At 76.3% G+C, this 827-nt stretch carries 1 protein-coding gene; it reads right to left on the bottom strand.

Going from position 1 to position 827, the window contains the following annotated elements:
* Nucleotides 1-827: hypothetical protein (locus IEY99_RS33790; RefSeq protein WP_444542449.1), on the bottom strand; the 827-nt coding region annotated here is incomplete at both ends.

The following is an 827-nucleotide window of genomic DNA, read 5'->3' as shown; positions in this document are numbered from 1 at the left end:
CGGCGTCGCGGATCGCCGTCGCCGCCGCCTTCTGAATCTTGTCGTCGGCGGACAGGGCGACGTCCAGGCGCGGCGCCCACTCCCCGGTCTTGACCTCGTCGCCGTCGCAGACCACGGCGTCGCGGCCGTCCGGGTGCATGGACAGGCGGTAGTCGAGGCCGGTGCGCCGGTTGTCGCCGTCGCGGCGGCTCAGCCGTTCCAGCACGTACGGCAGTTCGGCGACCTTGGCCCAGCCGTTGACCTCGCCGGCGTCGGCGTCCTCCCGGCCAACCTTGCGGTACACGCCGCGGGAGAACACGTCCTCGTCGTCGCCGGTGGAGTAGCGCCAGGCGCCCTGCGACATAGGGATGCGGTAGCGCGGATGCGCCGGGGTCTGCTGCGGCGAACCGCTGTCGCCGCCGCCGGAACCGCCGCGGCGCTGGGCAGGAAACGGCAGCACCGTCCCGCCCGCGACCTGCGGGGTCGGGGCGGGGACGGCGGGCAGCAGCTCGGCGGGCACCGGCTCCAGGGCGTCGAGGGCGAGCCCGGCGGCCAGATGCTCGGCCAGGTCCGCCTTCTCCACGTCGAGCGGGGTACGCACCACCTCGACGGCGGCGGCCGTGCCGGTCAGGGCGGCGGCGACGATCGCGGCGTGCCGGTAACCGGCCTCGTCCCGGTCGGCCACCACGCGCACGCGGGCGCCGGCGAGCGCGGCCGTCCACTCGCCGCGCCACTCCTCGCCGCGCTTGCACGCGCCGTTGGGCTTGGTGACCGCGGCGACGCCGGCCGCCGCCGCGGTGTCGGCGTCCTTCTCACCCTCCACCACGTACACCGCCTCACCGGCGGCG

It is taken from the genome of Couchioplanes azureus, assembly GCF_014648355.1.
Lineage (GTDB): Bacteria > Actinomycetota > Actinomycetes > Mycobacteriales > Micromonosporaceae > Actinoplanes > Actinoplanes azureus.
Note: the sequence above shows the minus strand (reverse complement) of the source record. Positions and strands in the feature narration are given on the sequence as shown.